The organism is Micromonospora trifolii (assembly GCF_050516465.1).
Lineage (GTDB): Bacteria > Actinomycetota > Actinomycetes > Mycobacteriales > Micromonosporaceae > Micromonospora > Micromonospora trifolii.
Map to the genome: position 1 here is coordinate 6471726 of NZ_CP191526.1, position 22197 is coordinate 6493922.

At 71.6% G+C, this 22197-nt stretch carries 20 protein-coding genes; 15 read left to right on the plus strand and 5 right to left on the minus strand.

The features are described 5' to 3' along the window. Positions 1–8: 8 nt before the first annotated feature. Genes ACQRWP_RS30165 through ACQRWP_RS30175 form a run of 3 tightly spaced genes read left to right on the plus strand, consistent with a single transcriptional unit; the run spans position 9 to position 1038 of the window. Entirely contained in the window at positions 9–176 is a 168-nt protein-coding gene (locus tag ACQRWP_RS30165) for a DUF4244 domain-containing protein (protein WP_081883916.1), read from the plus strand. 47 nt (positions 177–223) lie between these two features. Beyond that, positions 224–619 (plus strand): TadE family type IV pilus minor pilin, encoded by a 396-nt coding sequence (locus ACQRWP_RS30170; RefSeq protein ID WP_430503335.1) that lies wholly within the window; start codon positions 224–226, stop codon positions 617–619. After that, a complete protein-coding gene (locus tag ACQRWP_RS30175; RefSeq protein WP_430499612.1) occupies positions 619–1038 on the plus strand; it encodes an Rv3654c family TadE-like protein in 420 nt (139 codons plus the stop codon). Before ACQRWP_RS30170 ends, ACQRWP_RS30175 begins: the two co-directional genes overlap by 1 nt. A 209-nt stretch (positions 1039–1247) precedes the next feature. Here ACQRWP_RS30175 and ACQRWP_RS30180 read toward each other — a convergent pair whose 3' ends face one another. From ACQRWP_RS30180 to ACQRWP_RS30190, 3 genes are all read right to left on the minus strand, one after another. Then, on the minus strand, positions 1248–1826 hold the full coding sequence (locus tag ACQRWP_RS30180; protein ID WP_354944416.1) for a hypothetical protein: 579 nt from the start codon (positions 1824–1826) through the stop codon (positions 1248–1250). Positions 1827–1989: 163 nt separating this feature from the next. Continuing rightward, positions 1990–2199: a hypothetical protein gene (locus tag ACQRWP_RS30185; RefSeq protein ID WP_030334221.1), complete on the minus strand. Its 210-nt coding sequence runs from the start codon at positions 2197–2199 to the stop codon at positions 1990–1992. Positions 2200–2298: 99 nt separating this feature from the next. Continuing rightward, positions 2299–4719, minus strand: a complete 2421-nt coding sequence (locus ACQRWP_RS30190; protein ID WP_430499615.1) for a DEAD/DEAH box helicase — start codon at positions 4717–4719, stop codon at positions 2299–2301. A gap of 140 nt (positions 4720–4859) precedes the next feature. On the opposite strand from ACQRWP_RS30190, the gene ACQRWP_RS30195 reads away from it, so the two are divergent. The 9 genes from ACQRWP_RS30195 (at position 4860) to ACQRWP_RS30235 (ending at position 15031) form a co-directional block, all read left to right on the plus strand. After that, positions 4860–5216 (plus strand): STAS domain-containing protein, encoded by a 357-nt coding sequence (locus ACQRWP_RS30195; RefSeq protein WP_091395433.1) that lies wholly within the window; start codon positions 4860–4862, stop codon positions 5214–5216. Beyond that, positions 5213–5650, plus strand: coding sequence for an ATP-binding protein (locus ACQRWP_RS30200; protein ID WP_430499618.1), 438 nt, complete (start codon positions 5213–5215; stop codon positions 5648–5650). Before ACQRWP_RS30195 ends, ACQRWP_RS30200 begins: the two co-directional genes overlap by 4 nt. 316 nt (positions 5651–5966) lie before the next feature. After that, positions 5967–8327 carry a sodium-translocating pyrophosphatase gene (locus tag ACQRWP_RS30205; protein WP_430499620.1) on the plus strand — a complete coding sequence of 787 codons (2361 nt, stop codon included), beginning with the start codon at positions 5967–5969 and terminating at the stop codon, positions 8325–8327. A gap of 103 nt (positions 8328–8430) precedes the next feature. Next, positions 8431–8970, plus strand: a complete 540-nt coding sequence (locus tag ACQRWP_RS30210) for a hypothetical protein (protein ID WP_238662652.1) — start codon at positions 8431–8433, stop codon at positions 8968–8970. Next, positions 8961–9713, plus strand: a complete 753-nt coding sequence (locus ACQRWP_RS30215) for a hypothetical protein (RefSeq protein ID WP_430499622.1) — start codon at positions 8961–8963, stop codon at positions 9711–9713. The genes ACQRWP_RS30210 and ACQRWP_RS30215 overlap by 10 nt, the downstream gene beginning before the upstream one ends. Before the next feature lie 349 nt (positions 9714–10062). Continuing rightward, positions 10063–12897 (plus strand): type I DNA topoisomerase, encoded by a 2835-nt coding sequence (gene topA / locus ACQRWP_RS30220; RefSeq protein ID WP_430499624.1) that lies wholly within the window; start codon positions 10063–10065, stop codon positions 12895–12897. A 114-nt stretch (positions 12898–13011) separates the two neighbouring features. Further along, a complete protein-coding gene (locus tag ACQRWP_RS30225) occupies positions 13012–13638 on the plus strand; it encodes a TetR/AcrR family transcriptional regulator (RefSeq protein WP_430499626.1) in 627 nt (208 codons plus the stop codon). Next, a complete protein-coding gene (locus ACQRWP_RS30230) occupies positions 13635–13934 on the plus strand; it encodes an antibiotic biosynthesis monooxygenase (protein WP_430499628.1) in 300 nt (99 codons plus the stop codon). Before ACQRWP_RS30225 ends, ACQRWP_RS30230 begins: the two co-directional genes overlap by 4 nt. After that, entirely contained in the window at positions 13931–15031 is a 1101-nt protein-coding gene (locus ACQRWP_RS30235) for an SGNH/GDSL hydrolase family protein (RefSeq protein WP_430499630.1), read from the plus strand. Before ACQRWP_RS30230 ends, ACQRWP_RS30235 begins: the two co-directional genes overlap by 4 nt. 31 nt (positions 15032–15062) lie before the next feature. Here ACQRWP_RS30235 and ACQRWP_RS30240 read toward each other — a convergent pair whose 3' ends face one another. Beyond that, positions 15063–16379 carry a D-arabinono-1,4-lactone oxidase gene (locus ACQRWP_RS30240; RefSeq protein ID WP_430499632.1) on the minus strand — a complete coding sequence of 439 codons (1317 nt, stop codon included), beginning with the start codon at positions 16377–16379 and terminating at the stop codon, positions 15063–15065. A gap of 226 nt (positions 16380–16605) precedes the next feature. On the opposite strand from ACQRWP_RS30240, the gene ACQRWP_RS30245 reads away from it, so the two are divergent. After that, on the plus strand, positions 16606–17211 hold the full coding sequence (locus tag ACQRWP_RS30245) for a TetR family transcriptional regulator (protein WP_410819953.1): 606 nt from the start codon (positions 16606–16608) through the stop codon (positions 17209–17211). A 49-nt stretch (positions 17212–17260) separates the two neighbouring features. Here ACQRWP_RS30245 and ACQRWP_RS30250 read toward each other — a convergent pair whose 3' ends face one another. Beyond that, the gene (locus ACQRWP_RS30250) at positions 17261–18469 is read right to left on the minus strand and encodes an amino acid deaminase/aldolase (RefSeq protein ID WP_430499635.1); all 1209 of its coding nucleotides are present in this window, start codon (positions 18467–18469) and stop codon (positions 17261–17263) included. Positions 18470–18778: 309 nt separating this feature from the next. Between ACQRWP_RS30250 and tmk the strand changes: the two genes are divergently transcribed. Together tmk and ACQRWP_RS30260 are read left to right on the plus strand one after the other, a co-directional pair. After that, positions 18779–20878: a dTMP kinase gene (gene tmk, locus ACQRWP_RS30255; RefSeq protein ID WP_430503336.1), complete on the plus strand. Its 2100-nt coding sequence runs from the start codon at positions 18779–18781 to the stop codon at positions 20876–20878. Then, entirely contained in the window at positions 20878–22140 is a 1263-nt protein-coding gene (locus ACQRWP_RS30260; protein WP_430499636.1) for a DNA polymerase III subunit delta', read from the plus strand. The genes tmk and ACQRWP_RS30260 overlap by 1 nt, the downstream gene beginning before the upstream one ends. Positions 22141–22197: the final 57 nt, after the last annotated feature.

Genomic DNA, 22197 nt, shown 5'->3' on the forward strand with positions numbered 1-22197 from the left:
AAACAGTCATGCGCAAACTCATCGCTCGCCTGCGCGGCGATGCCGGAATGAACACGGCCGAGTACGCCGTGGGCACCCTCGCCGCGGTCGCCTTCGCCGGCATCCTGTTGAAGGTGCTGACCTCCGGTAACGTCCAGTCGGCGCTGACCGCCGTCATCGACCGGGCACTGAAGTGATCGAGCGCCGGCAGGTCGGCCGCGATTCAGGGTCGAGCGTTCCCGGGCTGGCGGCACGCGGCGGGCGGAGACTTCGCGTCCTCGCGTGGGCGGTTGGCGGGGACCGGGGGTCCTTCACCGCCGAACTGGCAGCCGGCCTGCCGGCGCTGCTCCTGCTCCTGCTGGCCGGCCTGACCGCGGTCAACGCCGTCAGCGCACAGGCGGGCTGCCTGCACGCGGCCCGGGAGGCGGCGCTCGCCGCCGCCCGGGGCGCGGACGGCAGCGCGGAGGGTGGTCGTGCGGCACCGCCGGGGGCAGCGGTGTCGGTGTCCGTCGACGGCGACCGGGTGCAGGCGACGGTACGGGCACCCGTCCGGACGTTGGGCGGCCGGCTACCGCGAATCACAGTGGTCGCCACCGCCGTCGCCGTCGTCGAGCCGGGCGCTCACGAGGGGAGTTGGTAGTGCGACGAACTGGCGATCGATCACCCCGCGCCGGTCGCGAACCCGCTGTCGGAGGGCTCGTTGACGGTGGGCCGGGCCCGGAGCGAGGTGGAGCGACGGTCCTGCTGTTGGCGATAGGGCTCGTCTTCGTGGTGTTCGGAACGTTCGGCGCCGCCATCGTCGCCGCCGGGATGGCGAGCCAACGGGCGGCGGTAGCAGCCGACCTCGGCGCGCTGGCCGGGGCAGCCCGGGCACTCGACGGCGACGCGGTGGCCTGCGCGTCCGCCGCGGACCTCGCCGGTCGCAACGATGGCCGGCTGGTCGGCTGTCACCTCGACGGGCTGGACCTGCTGGTGACGGTCGAGGTGGCGTTCACGCCACTACCCGGGCTGACCCGGGTGGCCGCGGCGAGCGCTCGTGCCGGCCCGGTACGCGGCTGAGCCGCGCGGCTGAGGGTCGCGGCGGCGTCTCTGCTGACCGCCGCTGCCACCGCCGCCGTGGCGGCGGGCGCGGCCAGAGCAGAGTGCGGCCCGACGGCCTGCCGGCCGGGACTGGTCGAGGTCCAGGTCCCGGCCGGCGGCCGAGGTTTGGGTGGCCGCGACGGCGACCGCGGAGCATCGCCGCACCGCCCTGGTCCGGGCCGGGTGTGTCAGCGGGCCTGGAGCGCGTCGAGGGCGACGGCCATCGCGATGACCAGACGACGGTCGATCTGCGGGTTCTGCACCTCGACGATGTACTTGTCGCGCAGGCCCCACTTCTTGACCACGGTGAAGACCGGCTGGCCGCCCGCGGTGAAGTCGAAGTGGTACGGCAGCCAGGACAGCGAGTCGACGAATCGACGCAGCAGTGCCACCGGCATGCTTCGCTCCTGGCCCGTCACCTGCGGCAGGCCGCCCTGCTCGACGTGCCAGGTGGACCGCAGCAGCGACTGGGCGAAGTCCTTGCGGAACAGGCCGATCGGGTTGCCAGCCGCGTCGGTGACGTCGTACGTGGCGCCGAGGTCGATGCGCTGGCGGGCCTTGAAGCCGAGCAGAGGCTGCTGCTTGGAGTCGTCCGTGTAGATGGTCACCTGCTCCTTGAAGGCGAGCCGCTTCTGCTGCGCGAACGCCAGCAGCTCACCCTCGGTGCCGTCGGGGGAGACCGCCCGGACCTCGTACTGGTTGACCATCATGCGAAGTCGCTGGCGGATGTGGAACTGGTGCTGGCCCTGCAAGTTGTCGAGCTGCATGTGTACTCCTCTGGGTCGGTGCGCCGGAGTCTCGCACAGCCCGACAACCGTCGTGCCCCCTGCTATCCATGATCAGTTGCTGCTGGGTAGCCGTCGAGGTCGCCGGACGACTACCCAGCACGGAGTGATCACTGGTGCCCTAGCAGGATCACTCCGGGAGACCTCAGCGACTGTCGACGGAGGTCGCGGCCCGCAGCGCCCAGGTGTTCAGCACCTGGTGGATGCCGCGCAGCCGCTCGTTGATCTGTTCCAGCCGTTCCGCCTGGGCCAGGGCGGCCAGTGCCGACCCCAGCGCGATCTGCTGGTCGAGGGTGAGATTGTCCTGGTCGATGGTGTAGAGCAGGTCGACGGTTTCGGCGATGGTGTCGGCCACAGCTTCTCCTCGGGCACGGGGGGCGATCAGCAACATTGGCATCGATGGAAGCGCTCCCACACCATTGTGCCCCGTGCCATGCCGATTCATGCAAGCCGCTCAGTCCGGCAGGTTCGTCAGCACCACGTCGAGCACCCGGATCGCGTCCGGCTTGGAGAGGGGGTTGTTGCCGTTGCCGCATTTCGGTGACTGCACGCAGGACGGGCAGCCGGCCTCGCAGCCGCACTCCGCGATCGCGTCCCGGGTGGCCCGCAGCCACGCCGCCGCCGTCCCGTACGCCCGCTCGGCGAACCCGGCGCCACCCGGATGCCCGTCGTAGACGAAGACGGTCGGCGCCTCGGTGTCCGGGTGCAGCGCGGTGGAGAGCCCGCCGATATCCCACCGGTCGCAGGTGGCCATCAGCGGCAGCAGGCCGATCGCGGCGTGTTCGGCGGCGTGCAGCGCACCCGGCACGTCGGCCGGCTGGACCCCGGCGAGGGCCAACGACTGCGGTGACAGGGTGAACCAGACCGCCACCGTGCGCAGCTCCCGGGCGGGCAGGTCGAGCGGCCGGGTGTCGATCACCTCGCCGGTGGCGATCCGCCGCCGCTGGTACGACACCACCTGGCTGGTCACATCCACCTCGCCGAGGAACATGCCGACCGGCCCGGCGTCAACGTAGGAGCGCACCGACACCACGGACAGGTCGGTGACGTCGCGGGCGTGGGTGGACCAGTCCGGCTCCTCGGCGCGCACCAGCGCGCAACCGTCGGCCAGGTCCAGCTGGTCGACCACGTACGAGACGCCCTGGTGCAGATAGACCGCGCCGGAGTGCAGCAGGAAGTGCGAGGAACCGCCGTCGACAGTGCCGAGCAGCCGGCCGGTCGACGACTCCACCACGGCGACCGGGGCGCCGCCCTCGCCGCGCAGGTCCACCTCGGGCCGCTCCCGGTGCCGCCAGTACCAACCGGTGGGCCGCTGCCGCAGCGCCCCCGCCGCGACCAGCTCGTCGACCGCCTCCTTCGCTCCCTCGCCGAAGAGCGCCAGGTCGGCCGGGGTGAGCGGCGCCTCCACCGCGGCGCAGGCCAACTGCGGTGCCAGCACGTACGGGTTGGCCGGGTCGAGCACCGTCGCCTCCACCGGCGCGCCGAAGATCGCCTCCGGGTGGTGCACCAGGTAGGTGTCCAGGGGGTCGTCCCGGGCCACCAGCACCGCGAGGGCCTCCTGCCCGGAACGCCCGGCGCGGCCCGCCTGCTGCCACAGCGACGCCCGGGTGCCCGGGTAGCCGCAGATCAGCACCGCGTCGAGCCCGACCAGGTCCACGCCCAGCTCCAGCGCGTTGGTGGAGGCCAGGCCGAGCAGATCGCCGTGCAGCAGGGCCCGTTCCAGCTCGCGCCGCTCCTCCCGCAGGTAACCGCCCCGGTAGGCGGCCACCCGGTCGCCGAGCCCCGGCACCGCGTCGTCCAGCGCTCGACGCGCGTTGGCGGCCACCACCTCGGCACCCTTGCGGGAGCGGACGAATGCGAGGGTGCGGACCCCCTCGGCGACCGTGTCGGCGAGCAGGTCCGCGGTCTCGCGCAGCGCCGACCGGCGGACCTGGCGAAGCTCGTCGTGGTCGCCCGTCGCCTGCGGCGGCACCGGAGAAGAGGCCGACGAGTCGGGTGGCAGCAGCGGCGGTTCCCAGAGTGCGAAGGTCACCCCGCCGCGGGGGGAGGCGTCCTCGGTGACCGCTGTCACCGGCAGGCCGGTCAGCCGTCCGGCCGCGGTGGCCGGGTCGCCGGAGGTGGCCGAGGCGAGCACGAACACCGGGGTGGCCCCGAACCGGGCGCACTGCCGACGCAGCCGACGCAGCACGTGCGCGACGTGCGAGCCGAACACGCCCCGGTAGGTGTGGCACTCGTCGATCACCACGTACGCGAGTCGGCGCAGGAAGCCGGACCACTGGGCGTGCCCGGGCAGGATGCCGTGGTGCAGCATGTCCGGGTTGGTCAGCACGAACCGGGAGTGCCGGCGGATCCACTCCCGCTCGGTGCGTGGAGTGTCCCCGTCGTAGCAGGCGGGGCGTACGCCCTCCAGCTCCAGCGCGGCGACGGCGCGCAACTGGTCCGCGGCGAGCGCCTTGGTCGGCGCCAGGTAGAGCACTGTGGCCCGGGGGTCGGCGAGCAGGGTGGCCAGGGCGGGCAGTTGGTACGCCAGTGACTTGCCGGACGCGGTGCCGGTGGCGACGACCACGTGCTGGCCCTCGTACGCCAGGTTGGCCGCCTCGGCCTGGTGCTGCCAGGGCGCGACCACGCCACGCCGGGTGAACGCCGCGCGCAACTCCGCCGGTGCCCACGACGGCCACGGGGCGGGCACCCCGGCGCGGGCCGGCACCCGCTCGACGTGGGTGACCGGGTCGGCGGCGCCCCGGGCGCGTAGCCGGCGCAGCAGGTCGGCCGGCGCTGGCCCGGGGCCGGGACCAGCGGATACGGTGGCCGCGGACGACGACTCCAGGTCGCGGCGCGGCGTGTGGCGCGCGGAGCTGAAGTCGTCGGAGGTCACGCCCTGCACTCTCGCACTGGTGTTCGGAGATGAAAAGTCGGACACCGGGGTAAGGGGAAGCCTCCGCTGGCGTCCGCAGGCCGCCTCGGCGGTAGTGGTTAGATGCCCACGAGAGTTTACGGCTCTGGCGAGGAGGACCGATGGAGCTGTCACTGGCGACCCGCACCGTGGGCGAGCACACGGTGCTCGAGGTCGGTGGTGAGGTGGACGTCTACACCGCGCCCCGGCTCCGTGAACGACTCCTCGAACTGATCGACGGTGGCGCCCGTCACGTGGTGGTCGACCTCGGTCGGGTGGATTTCCTCGACTCCACCGGGCTGGGCGTGCTGGTCGGCGCGCTCAAGCGGCTCCGCTCGGCGAGCGGTTCGTTCGCGCTGGTCTGCGACAAGGAGCCGCTGCTCAAGATCTTCCGGATCACCGCGCTCGACCAGGTGTTTCCGCTGCACCCGACGGTCGACGCGGCGATCAGCGCCGACTCGGCGGGCGCCGGCGCGTGATGGCGACAGTCAAGCTCTCGTTCTCGCCCGCCCCGGTGCACGTGCGCACCGCCCGCCTGGTCGGCGTCGCCGTCGCCCGGCGGGCCGGCGTGCGGGAGGACCTGCTGGACGAGGTGCGCCTGGCCATCGGTGAGGCGTGCACGCGCGCGGTGGCCCTGCACCGGCAGTACGGCCTGGCCGACCCGGTGCTGGTGGAGATGTCCGACGGTGGCTCGTACGCCGTGCGGGTGGTGGACCGGGCGCCGATCGAGGCGGGTATCGGTCTGACCGCGCTGCCGCCGGACGAGCTGGCCAACGAGTCGCTGACCGATGAAGCGCTGACCACCGGCGTCGGCTTCGCGCTGCTCGCCGGCTTCGTCGAGGACCTCCAGGTGCGCCCGGTCGACGTGGGCATCGGCACCGAGGTGCGGATGGTGTGGCCGGTCGGCCGCTGATCAGTTCCGCTGCGTAGGCCGCGTCCCCTGCTGGGGATGCGGCCTTCTTCGCATGGATCGGGCCCTATATCAGATTTCGTTTCATAACACAGCGACGAAGATCATCGCGACACGGTGCCACCTGGGTGTGACCTCCAACACTGCGGAGGGCTACAGTACCCGGGTTGTCAGCAAGTGACCTATCCCGCAGCCAGCGGGTATGGGTGTTCATCGCTGGTCCGCTGGTGGGTTGGCGCGCGCTTGCGAGTCCGCATCCAGGCGTCGGTCAGTGCGTCTCCACTCACCGGCGCGATTGTTCGGTAACAGGAGGACACAGATGTCCGAGACCTTGGCCGCCGACGGCGGCGGGCTTTCCCTTACCGGAAGCAATGTCACCTACGTCGTCATCGCCGCGGTTGTCGCGCTGGTGGCACTCGGTTTCGCTGCCGCCCTGACAAAAACGGTGCTGGCCGCTGGTAAGGGCACCGAGAAAATGCAGGAGATCTCGGGGGCGGTCCAGGAGGGCGCCTCGGCCTACCTGCTCCGTCAATTCCGCACCCTGGCGATCTTCGTCGTCGTCGCCGTCGTGCTGCTCTTCCTGCTTCCGGTGCACGACACCGATGGCAGTGAGCTGGCTGTGAAGATCGGCCGCTCGCTCTTCTTCGTGGTGGGCGCTCTGTTCAGCGCGTTCATCGGCGGCGCGGGCATGTGGCTGGCCACCCGAGCCAACCTGCGTGTGGCAGCCGCCGCACGGGAGCGAGCAGGCGGCCGTGAGGCGGCCATGAAGATCGCTTTCCGGACCGGCGGTGTCGTCGGCTTCCTCACCGTCGGCCTCGGCCTCTTCGGTGCGGCGCTGGTCGTCCTCGTCTACCGGGGTGACGCGCCCACAGTGCTGGAGGGCTTCGGCTTCGGCGCCGCGCTGCTCGCGATGTTCATGCGGGTCGGTGGCGGCATCTTCACCAAGGCCGCCGACGTCGGCGCCGACCTGGTCGGCAAGGTCGAGCAGGGCATCCCCGAGGATGACCCGCGCAACGCCGCCACCATCGCCGACAACGTGGGCGACAACGTCGGTGACTGCGCCGGCATGGCCGCCGACCTGTTCGAGTCGTACGCCGTGACGCTGGTCGCCGCGCTGATCCTCGGCCGCGCCGCGTTCGGCGAGCAGGGTCTGGTCTTCCCGCTGATCATCTCCACCATCGGCGTGCTGATCGCGATCGTCGGTGTCTTCATCACCCGGCTTCGCGCGTCCGACCGTAACGCCCTGACCGCGATCAACCGGGCCTTCTACCTGTCCGCGGTGCTCTCCGCGGTGCTGGTGGCGATTGCCGCCTACGCGTACCTGCCGGCGACCTTCGGCGAGTTCGACAGTGGCCTCACCGACGCCCCCGGCAACCCGCGACTGGTGGCCATCGGCGCTGTTGTGATCGGCATCGTGCTGGCCGCCGCGATCCAGGCGCTGACCGGCTACTTCACCGAGACCAAGCGCCGACCGGTGCAGGACATCGGCAAGAGCTCGCAGACCGGTGCGGCGACAGTGATCCTGGCCGGCATCAGCATCGGCCTGGAGTCGGCGGTCTACTCGGCGCTGCTGATCGGCGCCGGCGTCTTCGGCGCCTTCCTGCTCGGCGGCAGCTCCATCACGCTGTCGCTGTTCGCGGTGGCACTGGCCGGCACCGGCCTGCTCACCACCGTCGGCGTGATCGTCGCGATGGACACCTTCGGGCCGATCTCCGACAACGCCCAGGGCATCGCCGAGATGTCCGGCGACATCGACGAGCACGGCGCTCGCACGCTGACCGAGCTGGACGCGGTCGGCAACACCACCAAGGCGATCACCAAGGGCATCGCGATCGCCACTGCGGTGCTCGCCGCGACCGCGCTGTTCGGCTCGTACACCGACACGCTCAGCAGCGCGTACGCGACGGCTGGCGTGAACGACGTCGGCAACGAGATCCTCAACGCGCTGAACGTGGCGAACCCGCGCAACCTGGTCGGCCTGATCATCGGCGCGGCGGTGGTCTTCCTCTTCTCCGGGCTGGCCATCAACGCGGTGTCCCGCTCGGCCGGTGCCGTGGTGATGGAGGTCCGCCGGCAGTTCCGTGAGCTGCCCGGCATCATGGACGGCACCCAGCGCCCGGAGTACGGCAAGGTCGTCGACATCTGCACCCGGGACGCGCAGCGCGAGCTGATGACCCCCGGCCTGCTCGCCATCCTGGCGCCGATCGCTGTCGGCTTCGGCCTCGGGCCCGGCGCGCTCGCGGCGTACCTGGCCGGTGCGATCGGCGCCGGCACGCTGATGGCGGTGTTCCTGTCCAACTCCGGTGGGGCCTGGGACAACGCCAAGAAGCTGGTCGAGGACGGCGCGTACGGCGGCAAGGGCTCCGAGGCGCACGCCGCCACTGTCATCGGCGACACCGTCGGTGACCCGTTCAAGGACACCGCCGGCCCGGCGATCAACCCGCTGCTCAAGGTGATGAACCTGGTTTCGCTGCTGATCGCGCCCGCCGTGGTGGCCTGGAGCGTCGGCGACGAGCGCAACGTCGGCCTGCGGGTCGGCATCGCGCTGGTAGCGACGCTGATCATCGTGGCGTCGGTGGTGTTCAGCAAGCGCAAGGGCATCGCGATGTCCGACTCGGACGCCGATGGCAACACCGGCGCGGGCAGCACCGATCACCGCCCGGAGACGGTCAACGCCTGACCCAGGAACGGCCCGGGGTCCCCGGTCGACGTAGCCCGTCGACCGGGGACCCCGGCCGTCCGGCCCGATGCCACACCTGGCCAAAGGCCGTACGCTGCAACGCATGCGTACGTGCCGGGCGTCTGCCGCCGGAAAGCTCACGGTGGTCCTGGCCACGATCGTCGTCCTGGCCGGCTGCGGCGGAGGCCCCAGCCCACGGGCCTGGGCGGCCTCGGTCTGCGGTGCCCTCACCCCGTGGCGCTCCGAGATCAACAAGCTGACCAGCAGCACTGACGAGCAGATGACCGCGCAGACCACGCCGGCGCAGGCCAAGGAGAACCTGGTGCGGCTCTTCGATGGGGCGGAGCAGGCCAGCGAGGCCGCGCGCCGCAAGGTGGAGAAGGCGGGCATCCCGGAGGCCGACAACGGCGAGGCCATCTCCGCGGGTTTCCGCAGCTCCCTGGGGAAGATGCGGGACGCGTACGGTCGCGCCCGGGACACCATCGACGGCCTGGGCACCGGCGAGCCGACCGCCTTCTACGACGGCGTGCGGGCCGCCGTGGAGACCCTCAACAAGGAGTACGACGCCAGCGCGCTGGACACCAGCAAGCTCAACTCCGAGGAGTTGAAACAGGCATTCGACGAGGTGCCGGAGTGTCGCTGAGCGGGCTCGGTGACACCGGGAAGGCACAGCCGCCCCCGGCGCTGTTCCCCGCGCCCGAGTCCGACACGCCCACTCCCGGGCGACGCCGCGGCGGCGCGTCACCGAACCGCTCGTCGCAGGACGGCTCAGTTCAGAACGGCCCGCCCCAAAATGACGACGCGGGCCGGCAACTTGTCTTCTTCGGCGCGGACGCGGCCGAACCGACCGTCGCCGACCTGGCCGGGCTGCTCGCCGGGCCAGGTGAGGTGGTCCGGATGGGCGGCACCGCCCGGCTCTCGGTGCAGGTGGACGCCGCCTGGCGGGTGCACGTGCTCGTCGCCGAGCTGGCGTCGCGCGGACTGGCGGCGAGCTGGGAGCCGACCGAGGGCGCGCGACACGCCGTTCGTACGTCGTACACCCGGGTCTTGAAGCCGCTCGCGGCCGCCTGGCTGCACGGTACGACGAAACGCCCGCCGGCCGCCTTCCACCTGACCGGCCGGCGGTTGCGGCTGTGGCTCGCCGCCGCCGGGACGCCGGAGCCTCCGGACTGCTTTCTGTTGCGGCTGGGGGCCGACGACCAGGAGTGTTGGGAGTCGATCGGGGTGGCGCTCGCCTCGGCGGGGCTGGCTGGGACGCTGCTCGGCCCGGGTGAGGGCGGCCCGGCGTACCGGATCACCGGCCGTCGCCGGTTGGCGCGGCTCGCCGAGCTGGTCGGCGGAGCGCCGAACGCGGCGCCGGCCGGCGCCTGGCCAACTCGGCCCTGAATCGGTCATTCCGCCCAGGTCGGCGGTGCAGGCCGGGTGTCCGGTGCCGGACAGCCGGCGGGTCGATCCAGGCGGAAAACGGGCGGGTCGCGCCTCGGTCGTGGGTCCGCCATCGTCACAGTGACCCGCTTCGAGCCCTACCCACGGTGTACGGTGGCGCCGTCCGGCAGTGCCGAGCGCGGCGGGGCGGCGTCGACCGCCGCCTTGAAGCGGTTTGCGGCCCGCGAAACCCGAAACGCGGGCGGCGCGTTACGTTGGACATCCGGACCGCCGGTGCGACGGCGGGGTCGAAAGCGGTCGCTGTCCGGGCGCCGGCAGGCCACGAGCAGGAGTGAGGTCGGGGAGAGACGTGCCGAGCAACGCTGGAACCACCCGTCTGGTCATCGTCGAGTCACCGGCGAAGGCCAAGACGATCTCGGGCTACCTTGGCCCGGGGTACGTCGTGGAGGCCAGCTTCGGTCACGTCCGCGACCTGCCGCGCAACGCCGCCGACGTGCCGGCCAAGTACAAGAAGGAACCCTGGGCCCGGCTCGGGGTGGACGTCGACAACGGCTTCCAGGCGCTCTACGTCGTCTCCGCCGACCGTAAGCAGCAGATCAGCAAGCTGGTGAAGCTGGCCAAGGAAGTCGACGAGATCTTCCTGGCGACGGATGAGGACCGCGAGGGCGAGGCGATCGCCTGGCACCTGGTCGAGACGCTCAAGCCCAAGGTCCCGGTCAAGCGGATGGTCTTCCACGAGATCACCAAGCCGGCGATCCAGGCGGCGGTGGCCAACCCCCGGGAGATCGACCGCGATCTGGTCGACGCCCAGGAGGCGCGCCGGATCCTCGACCGCCTGTACGGCTACGAGGTCTCCCCGGTGCTGTGGAAGAAGGTCATGCCGCGGCTCTCGGCAGGCCGGGTGCAGTCCGTGGCGACCCGCATAGTGGTCGAGCGGGAGCGGCAGCGGATGGCCTTCCGCACCGCCGAATACTGGGACATCCTGGCCACCCTCGCGGTGGCCAACGCCGGTGAGGGCCCGCGTGCGTTCAACGCCACCCTGATCGCTCTGAACGGCGACCGGATCGCCACCGGCAAGGACTTCGAGCCGACCACCGGTCGTGTCCGGGCCGGCGCTGGTGTCGTGCACCTCGACGAGAGTGGCGCCCGGGGTCTCGCGGCCCGGCTGGAGGGGCGGCCATTCACCGTCACCCGGGTCGAGGAGAAGCCCTACCGCCGTCGCCCGTACGCGCCGTTCATCACCTCGACCCTCCAGCAGGAGGCGGCCCGCAAGCTGCGCCTGTCCTCGCAGCAGACGATGCGCACCGCGCAGCGCCTGTACGAGAACGGCTACATCACCTATATGCGTACCGACTCGGTCAACCTGTCGGAGACCGCCATCTCGGCGGCCCGTCGACAGATCGTCGAGCTGTACGGCGAGCGCAGCGTTCCGCCGGAGCCGCGCCGCTACACCGGCAAGGTGAAGAACGCGCAGGAGGCGCACGAGGCGATCCGCCCGGCGGGGGACAACTTCCGTACCCCGGGCGAGGTGGCCAAGGAGCTGTCCGCCGAGGAGTTCAAGCTCTACGAGCTGATCTGGCGGCGCACCATCGCCTCGCAGATGACCGACGCGGTCGGCTCCAGCGTGTCGGTGCGTATCCGGGCGGTCTCCACCTCGCAGGAGGAGGCCGACTTCGGCGCGACCGGCAAGACCATCACCGACCCGGGCTTCCTGCGCGCCTACGTCGAGTCGAGCGACGACGAGAACGCCGAGGCCGAGGACGCCGAGCGCCGGCTGCCCACCCTGGTCAAGGACCAGCCGCTGACCGCCGACGAGCTGGCCGCGCAGGGCCACCACACCCAGCCGCCGTCGCGCTACACCGAGGCGTCGCTGGTCAAGGCCCTGGAAGAGCTGGGCATCGGCCGCCCGTCCACCTACGCGTCGATCATGCAGACGATCCAGGACCGGGGGTACGTCACCAAGCGCGGCCAGGCGATGATCCCGACCTTCCTGGCCTTCGCGGTGATCGGGCTGATGGAGCGGCACTACCCCCGCCTGATCGACTACGACTTCACCGCGACGATGGAGAACGAGCTGGACGAGATCGCCGGCGGTGACCACGCGGCGGTCGACTTCCTCACGGCGTTCTACTTCGGCAGCTCCAACGGTGCTGGCGACCAGGACATCGCCCGTTCCGGCGGGCTCAAGAAGCTGGTCACCGAGAACCTCAGCGACATCGACGCCCGCAGCGTCAACTCCATCCCGCTCTTCACCGACGACGACGGCCGCGAGGTCGTCGTGCGGGTCGGCCGCTACGGGCCGTACCTGCAGCGGGAGCTGCCCGGCGGCGAACAGCCGGCACCGGCTTCGGGTGAGGGCGAGGAGGGCGGCACCCAGGGTGACCGGGCGCCGATCCCCGAGGGCCTGGCCCCGGACGAGCTGACCCCGGAGAAGGTTCACGAGCTGTTCCTCGGCGGCAGCGGCGAGCGGAAGCTCGGCGACGACCCCGGCACCGGCGAGCCGATCGTGCTCAAGTCCGGCCGGTTCGGCCCGTACGTGTCCAGCGGCGAGCGGAAGTCATCGCTGCTGCGGACGCAGACCCCGGACTCGCTGACCCTGGAGGAGGCACTCAAGCTGCTCAGCCTTCCCCGGCTGATCGGTGTCGCGCCGGACGGCGTCGAGGTCTTCGCGAACAACGGTCGCTACGGCCCGTACGTCAAGCGGGGCGAGGAGTTCCGTTCACTGGAGTCCGAGGACCAGATGTTCACCGTCGGTCTGGACGAGGCCCTGGCTCTGCTGGCCGCCCCGAAGGCCCGTGGACGGCGAGCCGCGGCACCGCCGTTGCGCGAGATGGGCGTGGACCCGGCGACCGAGAAGCCGTTGGTGATCAAGGACGGCCGGTTCGGCCCGTACGTGACCGACGGGGAGTTCAACGCCTCGCTGCGGCGCGGGCAGACGCCGGAGGCGCTGACCATCGAGGAAGCGTCCGAGATGTTGGCCGAGAAGCGGGCGAAGGGTCCGGCGCCGCGGAAGAAGGCGGCGGCGAAGAAGGCGCCCGCGAAGAAGGCCACGGCCACCAAGAAGACGGCCGCCGCCAGCAAGTCCACGGCCGCGAAGAAGACCACCACGGCCAAGGCGACGGCGGCGAAGAAGGCTCCGGCGAAGAAGGCCGCCCCGCGCAAGGCCGCGACCAGCACCGAGTAGCCCTCCGCGCCGTCTGATCCGTGCTTTAGATCCAAGATCTATTTTGCGGTGTTTCGGGTCACGCGAGAGGTCGAGGCCTTCGCGGTTTCGCCGGTACGGTCGTACCGTATGGCCATGCCGACGAGGAAGAGGCGTGCGGGCGGGGAGAAGCGGGATGCCGTTCTCGACGCCGTGGCAGGCGTGCTGGCCACCCGCGGGTACGAGAACACCCGCTTCACGGACGTGTCCGCGGCCGGCGGGGTCGCGATCAGCACCCTCCAGACCTACTTCGGCTCCCGCGAAGACATGATCATCGAGGCCATGCAGGTGTTCACCGACCGGGAGGTGGAGGCCCTGCGGGCCGTCTCCGCCGCCGAGGACGATCCGTGGCGACGACTCGTCGCGTTGGTCGACCGGAGCCTGCACAACTCGGAGCAGACCCGGCAGGTGCTGGTGGAGTTCTGGCGCTCCGCGATGCGCGACGACGAGCTGCGCGACTACAGCGCCAACGTGCAGGAGAGGTACCGGGCGCCCTTCCTGGCCGCCGTCCGGGAAGGCGCCGCCCGGGGTGCGTTCACGCTGGCCCATGACGCCGAGGCGGTGACGGACCTCCTGCTCTCGGCGCTGGCCGGCCTGATCATCTTTCGCGTCCAGCGCGACCCCACACCGGCACCCGCGGACTTCCGCGATGTCCTCCTGACCCAGCTCCGGCTGATGCTGGGCGTCAACGGCTCCCAACCCGAACGGATCGAAACACGATGACCACCGTCGAAATCACCCGTTTACGCGTCCCCGCCGAGCGCGCGGACGCCCTGCTGGCCGCGCGGCCGGCGATGCTGCGCGACTTCCAGGCCGATCGTGCCGGCTTCCTCGGCGCGCGACTGATCCGGCTGGCGGCCGACGAGTGGCTGGACATCGTCTTCTGGAACTCGTCCGAGGACTACGCCGAATCCCGCCGCCGAGGCGCCAACCTGCCCGGCATCCAGACGTTCTTCTCCCTGATCGAATCCGTGATCAGCATGGAGGAGGGCACCACGACCGACCTGGACCAGCCATGATCTGGACCGCCGGTTTCCGTACCGGGGTGCTCAGTCCGTACGAGCAGCTCCAGTTCAGCGAACCCCGTAGCTTCGCCGACCAGACCGTTCGTCAGGTGCTGCACCTGGCCGGCGGCGGGGAGGCATTCCGGGTACGGCTGACGAACCGCTACGGCCGCACTCCGTTGACCATCGCGGCTGCCACGGTCGCCGTCGGTGGGCAGTGGGCCGCCCTCACCGTCGACGGCGTGGAGCGCCACGTCATTCCGGCGGGCGAGGAGGCCGTCACCGACCCGGTGGGCATCCCCGTCTCGGCCGGCACGGATCTGGTGGTGAGCCTCTACCTTCCGGAGCGGACCGGTCTGGCGACCCATTCCCACAAGCCGGCGGAGCTGGCCCGGATAGTCGACGGCAATCACGTCACGTCGCCCGTGCTGGTTGGGGCCGAGCAGGTCGAGGCCAGGTTCTACCTGGCGGGCGTCGACGTGCTCGCCCACCGGGACACCGCCGTCGCCGCGGCCTTCGGCGATTCCTGGTTCGAAGGAGTCGGCACCACGACGAGCGCGAATCGTCGCTCGGTCGACTTCCTCAACCGGCGTCTGAAGCGCGGGTGGGTGGTCAACCAGGGCATCGCCGGAAATCGACTCCTGCGCGACGGCGTCGGCGAACACGGGCTGGCGCGCTTCGACCGTGACGTCCTCGCCATTCCGGCGCTGACCCACGTCCTGGTCCACTTCGGTATCAACGACCTCGGCCTTCCGGCCATGTTGGGCGAGCCGCCCGTCACCGCCGACGCCCTCGTCGAGGGCTTCCGTGCGCTGGCCGACCGCGCCCACGGCGCCGGTCTGCGGATCGTTGTCGCCACCATCGGCCCGTTCGCGGGCGCCGGCCCGGAGATCAGTACGCCGGCGGGCCTCGCCACCCGACGCGAGGTGAACGACTGGATCCGTACGACGGACGCCTTCGACGCCGTCTTCGATGTGGCGCGCGCTGTCGCGGACCCGCACGCCCCCGACCACATCCACCCCGCGCTGGACAGCGGCGACGGCATGCACCTGAACGACAGGGGCGCGGAGGCCATGGCCGCCGCGGTGAACCTGGACGACCTCGCGCTCTAGCGCTGGTCACCGCGATCGACAACCTGCGCCGTCAGACCCCGAGGACGTGGTTCAGGTGGGCGTTGGTGAAGACGCGGTCGGGGTCGAGCCGGTCGCGGACGGCCTGGAAGTCCGCGAAGCGGGGGTACGCCGTGGCCAGCGAGGCGGCGTCGCGGTAATGCAGCTTGCCCCAGTGCGGGCGCCCGCCCAGCCCGGCGGCCACCTGCTCGAAGGCCCGGAAGTACGGCTCGTACGGCATGCCGACGTACTGGTGCACGGCGATGTAGGCGTTGTCCCGGCCGTAGCCGTGCGACAGCCAGATGTCGTCGGCGGCGGTGAATCGCACCTCCACCGGGAAGAGCACCTTGAACGGCAGGCCGTCCACGATCCGCTGGAGCGCGGCGAGCGCCTCGGGCAACGCCTCGCGGGGCAGGCCGTACTCCATCTCCACGAAGCGGACCCGGCGCGGGGTGCAGAAGACCCGGTCGGAGCGACCGGTGTACTGGCGTTCGGTGAGGGCACGGGCGGAGACCGCGCTGATGCCCGGGGCCAGCGCGGGCACGGCCCGGCCGAGTCGACAGGCGCCGGCGAAGACCCGGTTGGACAGGAAGTCGTCGTCCACCCAGCCGCGCCAGCGGGACAGCGGCCGGTCGTTGGCGGGCACCCGGTCGTTGGCCTTGACCTGGACCCGGGACGTGTACGGGAACCAGTAGAACTCGACGTGGTCGTGCCGGCCGATCAGCTCGGGCAGTTCGCCGAGCACGTCGGCCAGCTCGGCCGGGCGTTCGTGGGCGCGCAGGACGAACGCGTCCACGCAGCGCAGGGTCACCTCGACCAGGACGCCGAGCGCGCCGAGCGACACCCGGGCGGCGGCGAGGACGTCGGGATGCTCGTCGGCGGAGCAACGCAGCACCTCGCCCGTGCCGGTGACCAGGGTGATCGCCTCGACGAAGGTGGAGAGGCACCCGTAGCCGGCTCCGGTGCCGTGGGTGCCGGTGGAGATCGCCCCGGCGACGGTCTGCGCGTCGATGTCGCCGAGGTTGGGCAGCGCGAGGCCGTGCCGGGCGAGCAGGCCGTTGAGCACGTGCAGGGTCATTCCCGCCGGCACGGTGACCAGTCGGTGTGCGACGTCCACGCTGACGACGGTGTCCAGTTCGGACAGGTCCATCCGACGGTCGTCGGCGAGCGCGACGGCGGTGAACGAGTGCCCGCTGCCCGTCACCCGGATCCGACCGCCCTCGGCGGCAACAGATCGGACGGCTTCTGCGACATCGGTCGGCGAGCCGGGGCGCAGGATCGCGCTGGCGCTGCCACGCTGGTTCCCGGCCCAGTTGGACCATCCAGCCCCGAGCGGTGCGGTGCGGACCATGCGCGCTCCTCATTCATGAATATGAACTGACTTCATATCAGGAACGTTCTAGCTGGTAAATACCGCAATTGCGATCCGCTCGTTGTACCGGTAGTCACGGACTCGTGACGTGGAGATATGTTCATCCGTCGAAGGGGGGTGGCGCAGAGTGTCCACACCAGCCGCCACGACCGGGCCGCTGCGCCGCGTACCGGTGCAAGGTCGAAGTGTCGCGCGGGTACAGCGCATGTTGGATGCCTGCGCCGAACTCGTCGACGAGGTGGGGTACGAGGGGCTGACCACCACCCTGCTCGCCGAGCGGGCCGAGGTGGCGATCGGGTCGGTCTACCAGTTCTTTCCGGACAAGCGGGCGATCGTGCAGGCGTTGACCCTGCGGACCATGGAGTCCTACCTCCAGCGCCTCGACGAGCGGTTCGCCTCCGACGAGATGACCCACTGGTGGGACGGCGTCGACGCGGGCATCGACGAGTACATCACGATGCACCGCACCGTCCCCGGCTTCCGTACCCTGCACTTCGGCGATGTGGTCGACCTGCACCTGCTCGACGAGCAGCGGGACAACAACGGCGTGATCGCCGACCAGTTGGCCCGGGTGCTCACCGAGCGTTTCGGGCTCACCGACGTGCCAAAGCTGCGCTTCGTGCTGGAGATCGCGGTCGAGGCGGCGGACGCGCTGATCAAGCTCGCGTTCCGTCGGAAGTCCGACGGCGACGAGCGGGTGCTGCTCGAGGCGAAGGCGCTGATCCGGGAGTACCTGCACCGCCAGGTCGACGGCCCGGACAACGGCCGGTCCACCGTCGGCAAGCAGGCCGAGGCGCCCCAACCCGCCTGAGTCGGCGCGGCGGGCGGGCTCGGCCGACGGGGGCGGCGGCTGCCCGGAATCAGAGGAAGGCCTGCCCCTCGCCCCGGTAGGTGGGGACGGTCGCCACGACCGCGTCCCCCTCGATCAGGTGCAGCTCGTTGACCCGTTCACACAGCTCACCTGCCTTGGCGTGCCGGAACCACACCCGGTCGCCGACGCGCAGCTCGGCCGCCGCCGCTCCGGACAGCGGAGTCTGCACCTCGCCGGCGCCCTCGGTGCCGACCAGCTTCAGCCCCGCCGGTAGCCACGGCCGGGGCAGTCGACTGTCGGCGGCCGGGCCGGAGGCGATCCAGCCACCGCCGAGCACCGTTGCCAGCTCCGGCGTCGGTCGGCGGACCACCGCGCAGGCGAAGAACGCCGCCGGGGTGGGCCGCCAGGCGCGGTAGGCGTCGAACAGCGTCGGCCCGTACAGGCCCGATCCCGCGGTTATCTCGGTGACCGCGGGATCGGCGCTGGTCGCGGCCACGCTGCCGGTGCCGCCGCCGTTGACGAACTCCAGGTCGGCGTGCTCGCGTACCGCGGCGACCGCCGCGCCACGGCGGGCCAGCAACTCGCGGTACGACCCGCGCTGGGCCAGCCTGATCGCGCCCGCCAGCAGCGTCTTGCCCGGCGGCGCGTCGCCCAGGCCGGCGATCTGCGCCTCGTACGACATCAGCCCGACCAGCCGGAAGCCGGGCCGACCGGCGACGGCGGCGGCGAGCGTGCCGGCTGCCCGCGCGCTGTGCACCGGTGAGCGGCGGACGCCGACGTGCACCCGACCGCGCAGCGGTCGCCAGGAGGCGTCCAAGTCCAGGCAGAGCCGTAGCTCGGCGCGTTGCCCCGGGGCCTGGATGGCGTCGATGAGGTCGAGTTGGCCGGTGCTGTCGATCATCAGGGTGATCGCGGCGGCGAGCGTGGGGTCGGCCCCCAGCTCGGCGAGGGCGGCGCGGTCAGCGCTCGGGTACGCGACCAGCACGTCGTCGCTGACGCCGGCACGGACCAGCCAGATCGCCTCGGGCACTGTGAACGCCATCACGCCCTGCCAGCCGGGCCGGGCGAGGGCTCGACTGATCAACTCCCGGCTGCGGACCGACTTGCTGGCGAGGCGGACCGGTTTTCCGGCGGCGCGATCGGCCAGGGCGGCCGAATTGGCGTCGAAGGCGGTGAGGTCGACCACCGCGTACGGGGGGTCGAGGTGGGCAGTCGCCCGATCCAGGCGTTCGCGAAGTTTGTCGCTTTCGATGGCCACGTGTGCACGCTAACTGTCTGACGGAGAATGCGAAATACCCTCGCGTACGTCCGGGCTGCGGCCGGTACCTCCGGCGGCCTAGGCTCAGCGAGCAGGAGAATGTCGCCCGGGGGGGGTGGCCCCCACCGGGTCTAGAGTGTTGCACCGGAGGTGCCCAGCGATGGGCCGGCACGTGGAGGTACGGCCATCGAAAGCCAGAACAGCGGCGAGTCGCCCGGCGTGTCGCGCTCGGGCGACCAGTCGGGCAACGCCGCCAAGCAGCCCAACGGCGGTCAGGTTGATCCGTCCGGTTATGCCGCGATCCGGTCCGTGCTGCGCATCCGGCCGTTCCGCCGGCTCTGGATCGTGCTCGGCGCGGCCTCCTTCGGTGACTGGCTCGGCCTGCTGGCCACCGCCCTCTTCGCCGCCTCGCAGGTGCAGGGCAGCACCGCCCAGGGCGCCGCGTTCGGCGGGGTCACCGCGATCCGGCTGCTGCCCGCGCTGGTGCTCGGCCCGGTGGCCGGCGTCTTCGCCGACCGGTTCGACCGGCGCTGGACGATGGTCATCTGCGACCTGCTGCGCTTCGTGCTCTTCGCCTCCATTCCGCTCTACGCCCTCAGCGGCGCCGCAGGCGGCCTGGTGGTCGGCTGGGCGCTGATCGCCACCTTCCTGATCGAGTCGCTCACCCTGCTCTGGATCCCGGCCAAGGAGGCCGCGGTCCCCAACCTGATCCCGCGGGCCCGGCTGGAGGCGGCCAACCAGCTCACGCTGATCACCACGTACGGCCTCACCCCGGTCGCCGCCGCCATCGGCCTTGCCGTGCTCGACCGAGGCGTCCGTGGTGCCGTCGGCGGCGACCTACCCTCCTGGGCCGAGCCGGCCCAGCTCGCGCTCTGGTTCAACTCCTTCTCCCGGCTCGCCACCGCGTTGGTGGTGGCGTTCGGGATCAAGGAGATCAGCGAGGCGCAGCGCGGCGAGGCGGAGCGCGCCGAGCAGAGCATGTTCCGGCAGTTCTCCGAGGGCTGGAAGTACATCGGTCAGACCCCGCTCGTCCGCGGCCTGGTGCTGGGCATCTTCGGCGCGTTCGCCGGCGGCGGCATCGTGGTCGGCACGGCCAAGTTCTTCGCCAACTCGCTCGGCGCTGGCGACGCGGCGTTCTCACTGCTCTTCGGTGCCATCTTCGTCGGTCTGGCGCTCGGCATCGGGCTCGGCCCGATGGTCGTCAAGGAGATGTCCCGGCGTCGCTGGTTCGGCATGAGCATCGTGCTGGCCAGCGCCGCCGTGATGACCCTGGCCTTCGCCATCCACCTGTCCATGGCGATCGTCGGCGCGGTGCTGGTCGGCGCCGGCGCCGGGATGGCCTTCCTGGCCGGCACGACGCTGCTGGGTGGAGAGGTGGCCGACGAGGTGCGCGGCCGGGTCTTCGCGGTGGTGCAGATCGGCACCCGGCTGGTGCTGATCCTGGCCATCGGGCTGAGCAGCGTGCTGGTCGGTGTCGGTGGCTCGCGCAAGCTGGAGATCGCCGACCTCGGCATCTCCGTCTCCTCCACCCGACTGCTGCTGCTCGCCGCCGGTGCCGCCGGTATCTTCGCCGGGATCAGCGCGTTCGGCCAGATGGACGACAAGAAGGGCGTACCGGTCCTCGCCGACCTCTGGGGCTCCATCCGGGGTCGTCCGTTGATGCCCTCCGAGCCGTTCGTCTCCGCCGGGCTCTTCGTGGTCTTCGAGGGCGGCGAGGGTGCGGGGAAGTCCACCCAGCTCACCGCGCTCTCCGAGCGGCTGCGCGGCCACGGCCGAGAGGTCGTGGTCACCCGCGAGCCGGGGGCCACCGGCGTCGGCCGGCGAATCCGGTCGCTGGTGCTGGACACCTCCGGCGACGACGCACCCTCTCCCCGGGCCGAGGCGCTGCTCTACGCCGCCGACCGGGCGCACCACGTGGCCACCGTCGTTCGGCCCGCGCTGGTCCGGGGTGGCGTGGTGATCAGCGACCGGTACGTCGACTCGTCCCTGGCGTACCAGGGCGCCGGCCGGACACTGCCCGTCGACGAGGTCTCCTGGCTCTCCTCCTGGGCCACCGGTGGGCTCAAGCCCGACCTGGTGGTGCTGCTGGACGTCGAACCGCGCACCGGCCAGTCCCGGGTGGCCTCGCGCAACACCGGCACCGACCGGCTGGAGGCCGAGTCGGTCGCCTTCCACGAGCGCGTCCGATACGCGTTCCTCGACCTCGCCGCCGCCGACCCGAAGCGCTACCTGGTGCTCGACGCGTCCCGGCCGGCCGACGAGATCACCGGGCTGGTGGTCCGGCGGGTCGAGGAGATGCTCGGCAAGCCGGGCGGCATCGTGCACCCGCGGCCGGCGCAGGGCCCGGACACCTCGGTGCAGCCTGAGTTATCCGACGCGGAGCTGGTGACGATGGAGCACAAAACCTGATGCCGGACGTCTTCGCCGACCTGGTCGGTCAGGACGAGGCGGTGGTTGAGCTGCGGCGCGCCGCCGCCGCGGCTGCCGCCGTGCTGCGTGCTGGCGCGGCCGCGTTGGTCGCCGCCGGCCAGGTCAGCGGTGACGCGTCAGCGGCCGACGACGCCGTGACCGGCGCGGTGGACCCGTCCACCGGGATGACGCACGCGTGGATCTTCACCGGGCCACCCGGCTCCGGCCGCTCGGTCGCCGCACGGGCGTTCGCCGCCGCACTCCAGTGCGTGCACGGCACCGGCTGCGGTGAGTGCCCCGGCTGCCACACCACGATGGGCGGCACCAACGCCGACGTGCGGATGGTGGTGCCGGAAGGGCTCTCCATCGGCGTCGGCGAGATGCGCGCGCTGGTGCTCCGCGCGGCCAGCACCCCGTCCGGCGGGCGCTGGCAGGTGGTGGTCATCGAGGACGCCGACCGGCTCACCGAGGCCGCCGGCAACGCGCTGCTCAAGGCGATCGAGGAACCCCCGCCGAGGACGGTCTTCCTGCTCTGCGCCCCGTCCACCCACCCGGACGACATCTCGGTGACCATCCGGTCGCGCTGTCGGGTCGTACCCCTGCGGCAGCCGCCGGCCGACGCGGTGGCCGAGGTGCTGGTTCGTCGGGACGGCATAGCCCCCGACGTGGCGCAGTGGGCGGCGGCGGCCGCGCAGGGTCACGTGGGTCGGGCCCGCCGGCTGGCCCGCGACCCGGAGGCCCGCAAACGGCGTGAGGCGGTGCTCGCGGTGCCCCGCCGGTTGACAGGTGTCGGCGCGGCGTTCGACGCGGCGTCCGCGCTGATCGAGGCGGCCGAGGCGGAGGCCGAGGCGTCGGTCACCGAGGCCGACACGACCGAGCGGGCGGCACTGGAGACCGCGCTCGGCGCGGGCGGCACCGGCCGGGGCGCGGCCGGCGCCATGCGAGGCGCTGCCGGGCAGCTCAAGGAGCTGGAGAAGCGGCAGAAGTCCCGGGCCACCCGGGCCCAGCGGGATGCACTGGACCGGGCGCTGGTCGACCTCGCGGGCTTCTACCGGGACGCGCTCACCATGGCGCTGCGCGCGCCCGTCGCCCCGGTGCACACCGACACGGCCGCGTTGGCCGGCGCCGGCGCGCAGAAGTGGGACGCCGAGGGGTCGCTGCGCCGGTTGGAGGCCGTGCTCGCCTGCCGCGCGGCGATCGAGGCGAACGTCAAGCCGCGGATCGCGGTCGAGGCGATGATGCTCGCCCTCTGGAAGGGCTGACCCGCGCTTCCCGGCCGTTGTCCACAGGCATCGACAGGCCCGATTGCGGTGCGGTAC

Excerpts from the sequence above, each read along its gene's own strand:
- ACQRWP_RS30165 (WP_081883916.1), top strand. The coding sequence starts at position 9 with ATGCGCAAACTCATCGCTCGCCTGCGCGGCGATGCCGGAATGAACACG.
- ACQRWP_RS30180 (WP_354944416.1), bottom strand. The coding sequence starts at position 1,826 with ATGCAGCTCGACAACTTGCAGGGCCAGCACCAGTTCCACATCCGCCAG.
- ACQRWP_RS30195 (WP_091395433.1), top strand. The coding sequence starts at position 4,860 with ATGGAGCTGTCACTGGCGACCCGCACCGTGGGCGAGCACACGGTGCTC.
- ACQRWP_RS30205 (WP_430499620.1), top strand. The coding sequence starts at position 5,967 with ATGTCCGAGACCTTGGCCGCCGACGGCGGCGGGCTTTCCCTTACCGGA.
- ACQRWP_RS30210 (WP_238662652.1), top strand. The coding sequence starts at position 8,431 with ATGCGTACGTGCCGGGCGTCTGCCGCCGGAAAGCTCACGGTGGTCCTG.
- ACQRWP_RS30225 (WP_430499626.1), top strand. The coding sequence starts at position 13,012 with ATGCCGACGAGGAAGAGGCGTGCGGGCGGGGAGAAGCGGGATGCCGTT.
- ACQRWP_RS30230 (WP_430499628.1), top strand. The coding sequence starts at position 13,635 with ATGACCACCGTCGAAATCACCCGTTTACGCGTCCCCGCCGAGCGCGCG.
- ACQRWP_RS30235 (WP_430499630.1), top strand. The coding sequence starts at position 13,931 with ATGATCTGGACCGCCGGTTTCCGTACCGGGGTGCTCAGTCCGTACGAG.
- ACQRWP_RS30240 (WP_430499632.1), bottom strand. The coding sequence starts at position 16,379 with ATGGTCCGCACCGCACCGCTCGGGGCTGGATGGTCCAACTGGGCCGGG.
- ACQRWP_RS30245 (WP_410819953.1), top strand. The coding sequence starts at position 16,606 with ATGTTGGATGCCTGCGCCGAACTCGTCGACGAGGTGGGGTACGAGGGG.
- ACQRWP_RS30260 (WP_430499636.1), top strand. The coding sequence starts at position 20,878 with ATGCCGGACGTCTTCGCCGACCTGGTCGGTCAGGACGAGGCGGTGGTT.